The organism is Thiopseudomonas denitrificans (genome assembly GCF_002866065.1).
Classification (GTDB): Bacteria; Pseudomonadota; Gammaproteobacteria; order Pseudomonadales; family Pseudomonadaceae; genus Thiopseudomonas; species Thiopseudomonas denitrificans.
This window is the reverse complement of record NZ_LNJZ01000009.1, coordinates 119,400-131,864: the sequence shown is the minus strand read 5'-3', so window position 1 is coordinate 131,864 and position 12,465 is coordinate 119,400. Positions and strand designations below refer to the sequence as shown.

Here is a 12,465-nt window from a genome sequence, read left to right as displayed (position 1 = left end):
TGTGTGGGAGCCGCTTCTCAAAAAGACAAGTGCGGATCAGGGGGCCTCGACTGCTAGGGCAACGCCCATGCCGCCGCCGATGCACAGGGTGGCCAGCCCCCTTTTGGCCTGGCGGCGCTGCATTTCGTGCACCAGCGAAACCAGGATGCGGCAGCCGGATGCCCCGATCGGATGGCCTAGTGCAATGGCGCCACCATTGACGTTGACCAGCCCGGTATCCCAGCCCAGCTCGCGGTTGACGGCGATCGCTTGGGCGGCAAAGGCTTCGTTGGCTTCAACCAGGTCCAGCTGGTCGAGTGTCCAGCCGGCTTTGGCCAGGCAGGCTTGCGTGGCCGGAATTGGCCCGGTACCCATGACTTGCGGGTCCACCCCGGCGCTGGCACCTGCGGCGATGCGTGCCAGTACCGGCAGGCCCAGTTCTCTGGCCCTGGCAGCGCTCATCAGCAGCACGGCGGCGGCACCGTCATTCAGGCTGGAAGCGTTGCCGGCGGTCACGCTGCCGTCCTTCTTGAAGGCGGGGCGCAAACGGGTCAGGCTGTCCAGTGTAGTGTCTGTCCTCGGTTGCTCATCGGTGGCGAACACCAGCGGGTCGCCCTTGCGCTGGGTGATTTCCACTGGCGTGATTTCGCTGGCAAAGCGGCCGGTTTCGATAGCCTGTGCCGCTTTCTGTTGCGAGGCCAGAGCGAAGGCATCCTGTTCCTCACGGCTGATGCCGAAACGCTCGACAATGTTTTCCGCAGTGATGCCCATGTGATAGTCGTTGAAGGCGTCCCACAGTCCGTCAGTGATCATGCTATCGAGCATCTGGGCATGGCCCATGCGCAGCCCGGTGCGGGCCTTGGGTAGCACATAGCTGGCCAGGCTCATGTTTTCCTGACCGCCGGCAATGACGATGTCGGCATCGCCGCAGCGAATGGCCTGACAGCCCATCTGCACCGCTTTCAGGCCGGAACCGCAGACCTTGTTGATGGTCAGTGCCGAAGCGGATGCCGGCAAACCGGCGAGAATCGCCGCCTGACGGGCAGGGTTCTGGCCACAACCGGCGGTCAGCACCTGGCCCATGATGACCTCGTTCACCTGTTCGGCAGTCACGCCGGTTTGCGCCAGCAGGCTACGGATGACAATGGCACCCAGTTCGGTGGCCGGCGTATTGGCCAGCGCCCCCTGGAAGCTGCCAATGGCGGTACGGGTGGCGGCGACGATAACCACGTCATTCAGGGTCGAATTCATATTGTTGTTCTCCAGCGTGACCAAAAATAAAAAAGTGTGCGTGCAGAATGGCCCGTTGTCCAGAGTTCTGCAAGTACCTGACAGACTACTGCCGGGAACTGCGGGCGATGCAACAGAAACGCGTCAAAATTGATGCAGATTTGCGCCATGCCGGATCGGTTGCCGGCAGGTCTGCTGCCGTTTGTAGTCAGGCCGAACGCAGGGCGTCGATCGGGTTGAGACGGGCGGCACGGCGGGCCGGGAAGTAGCCAAACAGCACGCCAATCAGCGCCGAGAAGGCAAACGCCAGCAGGCTGATGCCGGGGTCGAATACATAAGGCATGCCCATCAGTAGCGACAGGCCAAACGACAGCCCGACCGACAGGGTGACCCCGAGCAGCCCGCCCAGCGATGACAGCACCACCGCCTCCACCAGAAACTGCCACAGCACCTCATGCTCCAGCGCGCCAATCGACAGGCGGATGCCGATTTCGCGGGTGCGCTCGGTGACCGATACCAGCATGATGTTCATGATGCCAATGCCGCCGACCAGCAGGCTGACACCGGCCACCGCGCCAAGCAGGCGGGTCATGGTGCGGCTGGTGTTGGTCAGCGCATCGGACAGCTCGGCGGTGTCCATGATGCTGAAGTTCTGGCTGCTGGTCTGGTTGCGCCTTTCCTTCATCAGTGTGGTCAGCCGGCTTTTGACGTGCTCGCTGTCGATGCCGTCTTCCAGCGAGACATAAATCTGGTGTACGTCACGGCTGCCGGCCATGCGCTGGGCAAAGGTGGGGAAGGGCATCAGCACCACATCGTCCTGGTCCTGGCCAAAGCTGGTCTGGCCCTTGCCCTTGAACACTCCGATCACGGTGCAGGCATAACGGCCGACCCGCAGGGTCTTGCCCAGTGCGCTGCCCTGGCTGGCAAACAGCTCGCTGTTGACGGTACGGCCGATGATGCAGACATTGCCGCCTCGTGTTTCCTCATCTTCGGTGAATTCGCGGCCCTCGCCCAGCGTCCAGTTGCCGGCGACAATGAACTCGTTGGTGCTGCCACGAATGCTGGAGCTCCAGTTGTTGTTGCCGACCACCAGGGTGGCGTTGCTGCTGCTCAGTGGCGCAATGGCCTGGATGCCGGCCACCTCACGGCGGATGGCATCGACATCCTCCAGCTTGAACGCCGGTGCGCTGACCCGGTCACGCCCCGGGCCAAAGCCCTGGCCACGATTGAGCATCAGCAGGTTGCTGCCCAGGCTGGCTACCTGTTCGGTCACCTGCTGGGTGGCACTTCGGCCCAGCGTGACCATGGTGATGACCGCCGCCACGCCGATGATGATGCCCAGCGTGGTCAGCACCGAACGCAGAATATTGTGGCGGATTTCCTGCAGCGCCAGTATCAGGGCGTTGCCAAACATGCTCAGGAACATGATGCATTCTCCGCTGCGGGGTGGCTGGCCAGCACTGGCTGGTTGGGCTGGTCGCTGTCCATCCGGCCATCGACAAAATGCATGATGCGGCTGGCGTAGGCGGCCATGTCGGCCTCGTGGGTGACCATCATGATGCTCAGGTTCTGCTCGCGGTTCAGGCTGTACAGCAGCTCCATGATTTCCATGCTGCGCTGCGAATCCAGGTTGCCGGTGGGTTCATCCGCCAGCAGGATCGCCGGTTGCATGGCCAGCGCACGGGCAATGGCAACGCGCTGTTGCTGGCCGCCGGACAGCTCTTCCGAGCGGTGCTGCGCCCAGGGCAGCAGGCCGACCTTGTCCAGTGCTTCCAGCGCCTGCAGCTGGCGTTCGCGCTTGCCCATGCCGCGATAGATCAGCGGCAGCTCGACATTTTTCAGCGCCGTGGTACGGGCCAGCAGGTTGAAGCCCTGAAACACGAAACCGACATGCTGGCGGCGCAAGCGGGCGCGTTGCTGACGGTCCAGCTGTGACACCGGCACGCCCTGAAAGAAATACTCGCCACTGGTGATCACATCCAGACAGCCGATCAGGTTCATCACCGTGGACTTGCCCGAACCGCTAGGGCCCATCACCGCGACAAACTCGCCGGGCATGATGGAAAAATCGACCCCCTTGAGCGCCTGGTAACTGGTATTGCCCTGGGCATAGGTTTTGGTCACCTGCCGGAACTCGATCAGGCTTTGCCGGTTCATTTGCTGACCTGCACGGCGTCGCTAATCACCAGATCTCCTTCCTGCAGCTCACCGGCCAGTACCTGGGTGTGGATACCGTCGGAGATACCGGTTTCGACAGGAATCGCCACCTGCTGGTTGTCACGCAGTACATGGATCACCGCCTGGCGACGCGCAGTCTGCCGGCTGGCCGAAGCATTCTCACCGGCACGTCGTTCTGGACGGCCCATTCCGGGTGGCCGGCGTTGGGATGTCAGGGCACCCATGATGCCGCCTTGCTGCCCGCTTTGCTGTGTGGCGCGGCCGGTTTGTGTGCTGTTGTCGCCAGGGGTGGCGGGGCGGTAGCGCAGGGCCGCGTTTTCTACGGCCAGGGTGTCGCGGGCAGACTGCACCTGGATGTCGGTGACGGCGGTCATGCCGGGCAGCAACAGCAATTCCTCGTTATCCACCTTGAGCACGGTCTGGTACGACACCACGCTGCTGGTGCTGGATGAGCCGGATGCCGAACTGGCCAGCCGGATCTGCACCACGGTGGCGTTGAAGCGTCGCCCGGGGTAGGCGTCAACCGTGAAGCTGGCGCTCTGGCCTTCACGGATCTGGCCGATATCGGCCTCGTCAATGTTGACCAGCAGCTCCATGTCGCGCAGGTCGCGGGCCAACAGGAACAGGGTCGGGGCCGACAGTGAAGAGGCCACCGTCTGGCCGACCTCCACCGAGCGGCTCAGCACAATGCCGTCGATGGGCGAGATGATGCGGCTTTTTTCACGGTCGGTTTCAGCATATTCCAGGTCGGCTTTGGCATTTTCGACACTGGCCAGCGCCTGTTCCAGGCTGGCTTTGGTTTTTTGCAGCGCGATGCGGGTGTTGTCCATGGTCTGGCGGGACGGGTGCTTGCCGTTGCTGCTTTTCCACACGTCCTGGTAGTTGTTGTAATTCAGCTGCGCCTCTTCCAGGTTGGCACGGGCAGTGGTCACCTGCGCCTGCGCCGAGCGCAGCGAGCTTTGCTTTTGCAGCACGGTGGCATTGAGCTTGCTGGTATCCAGTTCGGCCAGCAGCTGGCCCTGTTCGACCGAGTCATTGAAGTCCACATACACGCCGCTGACGATGCCGGACAGCTCGGAGCTGACCTCCACCTGGTCTTTCGGCGAAATCTGGCCGGTGGCCGAGACCTGAAGCGAAATATCCAGGCGCTGGGCCGGCGCTGTCTTGTATTGCAGGGTGGCTTCCTGTGGCCGCAGCCATAGCCACAATGCCAGTGCCAGCCCGGCAGTCGCCAACAGCAGCAGCGGCAGCCAGCGTTTGAGGCGGCCGCTGGCGGGCGTCATCAGGCCCAGTTCTTGGGCGCGTTGTTTCTGTTCTTCATTCATTGGTGTCACCCATGGCAAAGGCAGTGGCCGGCAGTGGCAGGTTTTGCCAGCCGCCGCCCAGGCTGCGATAAAGCTGAATCCAGCTGCCCAGAATGGTGCTGCGATTGCCCAGCAGGCTGCTGCGGGCACTGATCAGCGCGGTCTGGGTGGTCAGCAGGTCGGAGAAGTCGAGCAGGCCGGCGTCATACTGGAACAGTGCCAGCTCGGCGGCCTGCTCGGCAGCATCCAGCGCCTGCTGGTAGGAAAGCTGTTGCCGCCGTGCGGTTTCCAGCTGGGTCAGGGCCGCTTCCACTTCCTGTTGGGCAGTGAGCAGCTTGCTGCGGTAGGCCAGCAGGGCCTGATCCAGCAGCAGTCGGCTCTGTTTGACATTTGAGCGCTGCACGCCGCCATCAAACAGCAGCGCCGACAGGCTGCCGGCCAGCCGTGCCACGGCGGCATCGACATCGAAAATGTCGGCAAACAGGTCGCTGCTGGTACCTATGCTGCCGCTCAGACCAAAGGATGGCAGGCGGCTGATGCGGGCCAGTGCGACCGACTGGGCCTGTTCCTGCACGGCCAGCTCCTGTGCCAGCACATCCGGGCGCTGGCGCAGCACGTCGGCGGGAATGCGCAGGCTTTGCGGGCCCTGAAATTCGGGAATGGCACCCGGTTCAGCCAGTGGCTTGAGGGCTTCGGTGGACTCGCCGCCCAGCAGGGCCGCCAGCTGTTGCAGGGCCAACAGCCGGGACTGCTCATGCTGGGGCGCTACCGCCTCGGCCTGGCGCAGCAGGGTCAGAGCCTGGTTTTGCTCCAGCTCGGTTTTCAGGCCGGCCTGGTATTCCCAGCGCACCAGGTCATGGCTTTGCGCACGCAGCTCTATGGTCTGTGCTGCCAGTTGCTGGTTGGCCTGGGCAATGCGCAGGCTGATGTAGGCCTGCACGGTTTCGGCCAGCAGGCTGACCTGTGCCGCACGTACTTCCTGCCCGGCACGCAGCACCGAGGCTTGTGCCTGCTGGCGCTGGGCACTGCGTGCGCCCCACAGGTCGAGCTCCCAGGAGGCGCTCAGGCTCAGGCTGTGCGAGCTGGAGTGGCCGCTTTCACCGAGCGGGCTGGACTGTGAGCTGCTGATGCCGGCATTGGCTTTGGGGCCGTAACCGGCATTGACCACGCCGGCCTTGAGCTCGGCCAGACGGTAACTGATACCGCTGCTTTGCATCGACGGGTTGTTGGCCAGCACTGCCTGCAACAGCTTGTTCAGTGCCGGGTCGTGCAGGGCCTGCCACCAGCCGGCCAGATTATTCGCCGCATCGTTGGCGGCCCCGGTGTCGGTTTGCAGGTCCAGCCGGGCAGGCTGGATTACTTGCCAGGCCGGTGGCGTGGCCGGTGCGGACAGGGTCACCTCGGGCGCCCGGATCACGGCGCAGGCACCCAGCAGGCTGGCAGCCGCCAGAACACCGCTACGCATGGCAAGACGCAGAATAAAAACAGGACGTGCGCTCAAGGAACCCTCCAGATTCACCGGCCCATTCGGGAGCGCACACAGTAGCAAAACTGGCAGACAGATAAAGTTCTGGCGGGTAAAGGTTATGTAAACCCGCCCGGGCTTAATGGAAACCGGGGAAGCAGGCGATTACTAAAGAACCCCTGTCCGGTTACTAAAACATCCCGTGTCAGTTGTGCTCGTCCTGCAGACGGGCATACAGCCAGTTGCCGATATCCAGAATCTGCTCGTGGGTTACCTCGTGCTGCATGGGGTAGTCCTTCCAGGTGGTGGACACGCCCCATTCTTCAAGCTGTTGCCAGGCCGACTGCCCCATCACCAGTGGTACCACGCCGTCATAACGGCCATGCATGTTGAGGGCAGGGGGCTTGGCTACCGGGGTGCTGACCTCTTCAAAGGTCGGGGCGTAGGTTGACAGCGCCATAACGCCGCCCAGCGGTTGCTGCCAGCGCAGGTAGGCGGTGTGCAACACCACCGCGCCACCCTGGGAAAAACCGGCGAGGAAAATCCGTTTTGGGTCAATGCCGGCGTCACGCTGGGCCTCGATGGTGCGGATCAGCTTCTGGCTGGACTCCTCCAGCTGGTCGCTGTTGATCGCCCGCTTGCCGGGGCTGATGGACAGAATGTCGTACCAGCTGGGCATCTTGTAGCCGCCATTGATGGTGACAGCCTGTGATGGCGCTTGCGGCAAGATGAAACGTACATGCGGCAGTTGCGGCTGCAGCATGCGGGCGACCGGCTCGAAGTCGCTACGGCCGGCGCCCAGACCATGCAGCCAGATGACACAGGCATCGGCAGGTTTCAGGGCTTCAACAATCAGGGCGGTTTCCAGCATGGTGATCCTCTCTTTACAGTGATTCGAAACGGCTTTGGGCACGGTTTTTTTGCACCTGCCCGGCGTTGAAAATTTGCCCGTTCATGGCAATGTAGACACCCGCTGGCAGGCACTGCAATGCGCCCAGGGCAAAGCCCAGGTTGAAGGGGGCATCGCTGTGCAGCATGCGCGCCGGCAGCATGGCTCCGGTGAAGACTACCGTTTTGCCGGGCACGCCACCCAGCGCCGCTGCGCTGTGCGTCATGGTGTCGGTGCCGTGGATAACCAGGATCTTGTCTCCGGCAGCCTGCCGTACATGCCGGGCCAGCAATTCGCGGTCGGAGTCGGTAAACTCCAGGCTGTCCTTTTTCAGCAGGCTGGTGATCTGGTAGTCAAAATTGACGCCGGCGTCGGCCAGCAACGGGCCGGCCATGGGCTCGCCAATGCTGAACTCGGACAGGGCATCATGGTACAGCTTGTCGAAGGTGCCACCGGTGGTGAAAATCTGGATTGACATGGGAATTCAACGGTTTGTCAGATAACAAGAGCACGCAGTCTAGCCCAGAACAGACAGCGCAGCCTAGCCCGGGCCGCTGGTACGTCTATTTGGTGCGGGCTGCCAATGGTGCGCTGTATTGCGGCATCACCAACGACCCGCAGCGGCGCTTCAAACAGCACCAGAGCGGCAAGGGCGCACGTTTTTTCAACAGCAGCCCGGCGCTGGCGATGGTGTATGTCGAAGAGTGCGCGGACAAGGGGACGGCGCTGAGAAGGGAAGTCGATATCAAGCGGATGGGGAAGCGGGAGAAGGAACTTCTGGCTTGTCAGGGTGCATATAAACAATAACCCGGCCTGAGCCGGGTTATTGACGTCGGGATTACCAGCATGCTGTTGGGTTTTTGGCTCCGCGTGAATCCATACTCATTGTGTTACAGACCGGATCGGCTGTTGCGGCTGTTGCCGTCACGGTGACGCATTGTGCGATGGTCTGACCGCCGCATGCAGCCAGACCAGTGGCTGTAATGGTATATCTTCCTGTTTCCGAGCCTGGATTGATCCCAAGATCACTCAGCGTTGTGGTGTACGTCATGTTTTGTGAGTGATGACGTTCCTGTGCCTGGAGCACGCGCAGGATATGCGCAGCTCCTTCGGCACGGTTAGCCCGCAACACGTAGTTGCGGTAGCTGGGGTAGGCGATGGAAGCCAGAATCCCTACGATGACCACTACGATCATGACTTCGATCAGGGTAAAGCCCCGTTGCTTTTTCATTCTTCCTCCCTCCAATAGGTCGGGTTGATGGGGCTGTCGTTGGGTGTGGTGTAGATACCGTCGTGCAGGCCTCCTTCAGTGCCTTCCGGAGTGACCAGAATCACCGGAGTTGGCGGTATGCCGGCCTGCTTGTTGACCATGCTGCGGACGTATTTGGTATCACCACCGATTTCGGTGGTGAAGACTCCTTCCGCTGTACGCAGGCTGAGTCCGTATGTGCGGCCCACGCCTACGTCGGAACCGCAGTCGGAAATGTTTTCGCCACGGGGCGAGAAGGTCGAGAACAGCACGGTGCCGCTATAGGAGATCGAGTCCGCCAGGACTTTCTCGCCACGGGGCAGGCGCAGCATGAAGCCGTCGCTGTTCAGCAGGTGGGCTTTCTGCTCGTCACTCATGGTGTCGCCGTCCAGATCAAGCGATTTGTACTCGTCATTGATTTTGACACGCCAAGCGTAGATTCCGGTGTTGGGGTCGCGGGTTGCCTCATAAGCGGCTTCGATGGCATCAAGGTAAGGCTGGAAGCCGGTTTCCAAGGCATCGGCGGCTGCTTTATGAGTATTTGCCGTGCCTTGGACAGCTACCAGTTGGTCAGCTTTTTCTTGCATATCACTTGCCTTATTGCTGAAGTTATCAGCAGTTGCTTGAAGTTCATCCAGAATGGTTTCCTGGTTTTTTTCAAGCAGGTTGACAAGGTCCGGCTCTGGCTCAGTACCTGTTAATATCGTTGGTAGATTGCTAGTGATATCCGTTAAATCGAGTGGGTCTGCATCCAGTGCTGTCAGCAATCCCGCGAGATTGTTTTCAATGAGGTTTTTTCGGAAAAGCACCTCTGGTTTGATTAAATGGGCTTCATATGATGTTGCAATCCTGGAATCCAGCTCGAGTTCGGCAAGGTCAGAGAAGTCGCCATAGTTTTCATAGGCAATTCCCGGATTGCCAAACTGACTCTCGATTTCTGCAATTAGCTCTGGTGTCAGTTCTGGATTGGCATGCCCGTACAGTACGAGGTTTTCTTTTTTCAGCAGCTCTTTAGCAGAGTTTTGCTGTATCTGCTGCGAAGCAAGCAAGAGCTCATAGTGTTGTGCCAGAAGTTTGGCATCAGGCACGTTACCGTCAGTTTCCAGCTTGTTGATAGCAGCTTGTAGTCCGGCAATGGCTTTTTGATAATTGGCCTGCTGTGCTGCTTCATCAACATGATTTGCAAAGTAGTTGCTGTTGTAATACCCGTCCTCTGTGTAATTCTCGGGGTCGAATGCCGGATAGGCGCTCAGGATGATTCCATCGATATCCCGTTGCAGATCGTTGGCGGCTGTCATAGCATCCAGATAGGCGTTGTGCTCGGCCGTATAGCCAATGCTATTTTTATGGTCTTCAAACTCCTGCTCTTTTTGACGGACGGCAGCTTCCAGGGCATCAATTTTGGACTGATGCTCGGCAATCCGGGCATAGGCAGCTTCGGTGTTGGCGGCGCTGCTGTCCAGACCGGATACGTCGGTCAGGTCGCTTTCGGTGATGACGGGCGGTGTGGCCAGTGAAGAGCGGGACTGGGTCACGTAGGTGTCCCGGATCATGTAGAAGCGGTCATCGGTTTGTTCATTCAGCGGGCTTTCACGGAAACCGCTACCTACCGAAATAGTGAAGTAGGGCTTCTGGCCCCGGTCACGGATCAGGGCAACGTCTGGGCTGTTGAAGAAACGGCGGTTGTTGGTGGCATCTGCACCGCCCAGCTGGGCAAACAGGTGTCCGTTGATGCTGTTGACATTGCCGCTGGTGATATCAAAGCGGAAAATCTGTCCACGCAAGTCGGTGGCATAGATTATATCGATCAGGCCATCGCCGTTGATATCGATGATGGTCGGACTGGCCGGCATGCTGTTGGTCATGCTGGCCAGTTGCATGCTGTTGGCAAGGCTGGATTGTGTGCGACCGTTATTGCCCGAGGCACGCCACAACAGCTCTCCGCTGTCTGCATCTACAATGTAGATGGCGTTGCCGACCTCGTCATTGCGGGGCACGTTGTTGCCGACGACGTCGTGCTTGGCATCATAGCCACCGGCAAATACCAGAACGTCCTTGGTGGTGCCACCCACTTTCAGCTTGCCGATCTTGGCTGCGGAAAAGGTCAGGCCAAGGCGTTCAAAGCCACTGGTGGTTTCACTGTTGGCACCGCCCGGACGATAGATGTCATCGCTGTTCTGGTTGATCAGGTCGCGATAGTTGTCCTTGTATGCGCCCTTGAGTACCCATTTCAACTGGGGAGTGCTCAGGTCTTTCACATCCAGTGCATAGTAGTTGCTGCCACCACGGCGCATGCCTGCGTACAGGTTTACCTTGCTGGCGACACGGGTGTCGTCCGACAGGCGTGAGCCGTATTCGGTGAGAGCGGTGAAGTAGCCATCCATGCCGTAGGCTTTGTTGTTGTAGCCTACGTTGTTTTGCCGGTACTTGTTGGGTACCGACAACAGCTCCTTGGGCAGGAAGGCAAATTTTTCGTCACCGGTATTTGCATCAATGGCGTGGATGAAACCTTCATTGGTGCCGACAAAAATGACAACTTCCTCTTTAGAGTTTTCTCCTTCAGCACGCTCAATGTTCTCATCGGTCTTATAAGCAATCAGGCGAGGTTCATTGTGCAATATATCGCCAATAGCATAGCGTGCAGCACTGTCACTATCTTCCTGATAGCCACGAATCCAGCGGAGCACTTTGGTGCGATCGCCTGAGCTATTAACACCCAGCATGGTGTTGCTGATATTGCTGGTATTGGTGGTGGTCGTGTTGAGGGTGCCGTTACTGGAAAACACTTTCAAGGTTTCGGCGGCACCCGGGTTGCCGGCTTTCTTGTCGGTGCCATACCAAGTGTAGATTTTACGGGTACCGGGTTGCAGGCGAGCGGCAAAGCCGCCTTTGCTGACATCCTCACCATCCACAACGGTGTTCCAGAAACTGGACGAGGTTTCCTTGAAGAAACCGGTGGTTTGATCAATGGCGTGGGTACCGTTGCGATCCACAATCAGCGGAGTAACGGGCTTACCGTCAGCATCGGTACTTTTCAGTTTGTATTTCTTTACGTTGCCCGGCCAGTTGCTACCCTCGGAAGGGCGGAACAGGGCGTAATACAGTTCGTCACGGAAGCCGAAGTTGTTGTAGGCAGTAACCGCAACACTGGGCGCGACAAAGGTGGTGTTGTCGGCGGTAATATCGACAATGATGGACTGGAGCGCATCGACAAGGCCGCTGACGTTGTTGGAGGTGTAGTATTTTCCACCGCCTGCATCGGCAGCATTTTTAAGTAGCGCCAAGTCAAGAGCAAAGCCGATGAAGTGGGAGGTGATGTTTTGTTTGCGTCCTGTTGGATCGTCAAAACCTTTCGGCAGGCCATTTTCTGCTGCTATGTCCTGGTTGTACATATACTCGGCGAGATGCGGCAGGCATTCTCCGTTTCCGGAGTTGCAAGTGCTCTTTTTCCAGACAGGGTTGGTCTGATTTCCTTGCGGAGAGGTCTTTTCCAGTAAATTACGAATGGAGGTATTTGAGCTGTTATCGCTTACCGGAGCTCCATCGGTGATATAAACGATGTGTGTTTTTTGGCAGCTATGTGTAATGGGCGATTTGTATACCCATTGGCAGTTGTTAGCGGTAGAGCATGTGCCATTTTTTGTTGCATTTGTTAAAGCATTTCTATCGGTTCCATTTCTCTGGTTGGTGCCATACTTGCCCCAGTATGGTTGTTTTCCGGCTAGGTAGAGATATGATTCATAATAGGTTTCAGACATGGGGGTGTTTCCCCCGTCCTTGATTGTATCATCAATTTTTTGAAGGAAAGCTGCTGCATTATCTGCTGTGAGGTGCTCGACCGCTTTTGTAACAGCCCCGCCATCACTGCCGTGAAAGCGCATGAAGCCCAAGTTGACGTTTTGGTTTTTTAAAGTACCTACAAGGTCGTGCACCACTTCGCGAAGAACTTCAATACGCGATTTCTTTGGTGACGTCCCTGTAACTGTAGTAGACATGCTGCCAGAAGTGTCTAGCACCAGCAGGATATTGGGACGCACTTGCTGGTCTGCCGGAATGTCCTTGGGTACATAGATTTCCGTGTCTTCAGCGATCGCGACCTGAAAACTTGCGCTGGCGTACAGAAAAGCGGCTGTTGCAAGAGCTACTGGCTTGAGTTGAAAGTGTTTCATGA

At 58.7% G+C, this 12,465-nt stretch carries 10 protein-coding genes; 1 reads left to right on the top strand and 9 read right to left on the bottom strand.

The window, feature by feature from the left end; translation table 11 throughout:
* Window positions 1-36 precede the first annotated feature (36 nt).
* The 7 genes from AR306_RS09825 to AR306_RS09795 all read right to left on the bottom strand — a co-directional run bounded on the left by AR306_RS09825 (window position 37) and on the right by AR306_RS09795 (window position 7,523).
* Window positions 37-1,218: an acetyl-CoA C-acetyltransferase gene (locus tag AR306_RS09825; protein WP_101497990.1), complete on the bottom strand. Its 1,182-nt coding sequence runs from the start codon at window positions 1,216-1,218 to the stop codon at window positions 37-39.
* A gap of 199 nt (window positions 1,219-1,417) precedes the next feature.
* Window positions 1,418-2,635 carry an ABC transporter permease gene (locus AR306_RS09820; protein ID WP_206168000.1) on the bottom strand — a complete coding sequence of 406 codons (1,218 nt, stop codon included), beginning with the start codon at window positions 2,633-2,635 and terminating at the stop codon, window positions 1,418-1,420.
* Entirely contained in the window at window positions 2,626-3,366 is a 741-nt protein-coding gene (locus AR306_RS09815; protein WP_101497403.1) for an ABC transporter ATP-binding protein, read from the bottom strand. The genes AR306_RS09820 and AR306_RS09815 overlap by 10 nt, the downstream gene beginning before the upstream one ends.
* Window positions 3,363-4,712, bottom strand: a complete 1,350-nt coding sequence (locus tag AR306_RS09810; RefSeq protein ID WP_101497402.1) for an efflux RND transporter periplasmic adaptor subunit — start codon at window positions 4,710-4,712, stop codon at window positions 3,363-3,365. Before AR306_RS09810 ends, AR306_RS09815 begins: the two co-directional genes overlap by 4 nt.
* Entirely contained in the window at window positions 4,705-6,192 is a 1,488-nt protein-coding gene (locus AR306_RS09805; RefSeq protein ID WP_101497401.1) for an efflux transporter outer membrane subunit, read from the bottom strand. Before AR306_RS09805 ends, AR306_RS09810 begins: the two co-directional genes overlap by 8 nt.
* 169 nt (window positions 6,193-6,361) lie before the next feature.
* Window positions 6,362-7,024: an alpha/beta hydrolase gene (locus AR306_RS09800; protein WP_101497988.1), complete on the bottom strand. Its 663-nt coding sequence runs from the start codon at window positions 7,022-7,024 to the stop codon at window positions 6,362-6,364.
* Between the two features lie 16 nt (window positions 7,025-7,040).
* The gene (locus AR306_RS09795) at window positions 7,041-7,523 is read right to left on the bottom strand and encodes an asparaginase domain-containing protein (protein WP_101497400.1); all 483 of its coding nucleotides are present in this window, start codon (window positions 7,521-7,523) and stop codon (window positions 7,041-7,043) included.
* A gap of 89 nt (window positions 7,524-7,612) precedes the next feature.
* Between AR306_RS09795 and AR306_RS09790 the strand changes: the two genes are divergently transcribed.
* The gene (locus tag AR306_RS09790) at window positions 7,613-7,852 is read left to right on the top strand and encodes a GIY-YIG nuclease family protein (RefSeq protein WP_240622549.1); all 240 of its coding nucleotides are present in this window, start codon (window positions 7,613-7,615) and stop codon (window positions 7,850-7,852) included.
* 31 nt (window positions 7,853-7,883) lie between these two features.
* Here the strand turns inward: AR306_RS09790 and AR306_RS09785 are convergent, their stop codons facing one another.
* Both AR306_RS09785 and AR306_RS09780 read right to left on the bottom strand, forming a co-directional pair.
* Window positions 7,884-8,276 (bottom strand): type IV pilin protein, encoded by a 393-nt coding sequence (locus AR306_RS09785; protein WP_101497398.1) that lies wholly within the window; start codon window positions 8,274-8,276, stop codon window positions 7,884-7,886.
* The gene (locus AR306_RS09780) at window positions 8,273-12,463 is read right to left on the bottom strand and encodes a PilC/PilY family type IV pilus protein (RefSeq protein ID WP_101497397.1); all 4,191 of its coding nucleotides are present in this window, start codon (window positions 12,461-12,463) and stop codon (window positions 8,273-8,275) included. Before AR306_RS09780 ends, AR306_RS09785 begins: the two co-directional genes overlap by 4 nt.
* Window positions 12,464-12,465 lie beyond the last annotated feature (2 nt).

Bases quoted from the DNA above. Each gene is read 5' to 3' on its own strand.
- AR306_RS09820 (WP_206168000.1), bottom strand. From the start codon at position 2,635: ATGTTCCTGAGCATGTTTGGCAACGCCCTGATACTGGCGCTGCAGGAA.
- AR306_RS09815 (WP_101497403.1), bottom strand. From the start codon at position 3,366: ATGAACCGGCAAAGCCTGATCGAGTTCCGGCAGGTGACCAAAACCTAT.
- AR306_RS09810 (WP_101497402.1), bottom strand. From the start codon at position 4,712: ATGAATGAAGAACAGAAACAACGCGCCCAAGAACTGGGCCTGATGACG.
- AR306_RS09795 (WP_101497400.1), bottom strand. From the start codon at position 7,523: ATGTCAATCCAGATTTTCACCACCGGTGGCACCTTCGACAAGCTGTAC.
- AR306_RS09785 (WP_101497398.1), bottom strand. From the start codon at position 8,276: ATGAAAAAGCAACGGGGCTTTACCCTGATCGAAGTCATGATCGTAGTG.
- AR306_RS09780 (WP_101497397.1), bottom strand. From the start codon at position 12,463: ATGAAACACTTTCAACTCAAGCCAGTAGCTCTTGCAACAGCCGCTTTT.